Origin of the sequence: Psychrobacter sp. GW64-MNA-CIBAN-0177, from assembly GCF_040309585.1 — a bacterium.
In the GTDB taxonomy this organism is placed as follows: Bacteria; Pseudomonadota; Gammaproteobacteria; order Pseudomonadales; family Moraxellaceae; genus Psychrobacter; species Psychrobacter okhotskensis.
This window is the reverse complement of sequence record NZ_JBEOOY010000586.1, coordinates 1-238: the sequence shown is the minus strand read 5'-3', so window position 1 is coordinate 238 and position 238 is coordinate 1. Positions and strand designations below refer to the sequence as shown.

The following is a 238-nucleotide window of genomic DNA, read 5'->3' as shown; positions in this document are numbered from 1 at the left end:
ACCTAATACAATGGTCAAAACCCAACCCATTGGATCGCTACCAGGCTTAATCGCACGAGCCAATAAACCAGCAACCAGACCTACAATAATCATCCAAATAAAGCCCATGAGTGTTCTCCTAAATTTATCAAAAGTTATTTATATTTTTATAAAAAATGAGCAACTGCTTATTTAATGAAGCTATTGTAAGCAATAATGTTGCGAAAAAATAAGCGCAAAATGTTATCTGTGTAGGCGC

General features: G+C 35.3%; 1 protein-coding gene. It reads right to left on the bottom strand.

All coding sequences use genetic code 11. From position 1 onward, the window contains the following. Positions 1-108: GlsB/YeaQ/YmgE family stress response membrane protein (locus AAEY79_RS16310; protein ID WP_407074220.1), on the bottom strand; the 108-nt coding region annotated here is incomplete at its 3' end. Between the last annotated feature and the right edge of the window lie 130 nt (positions 109-238).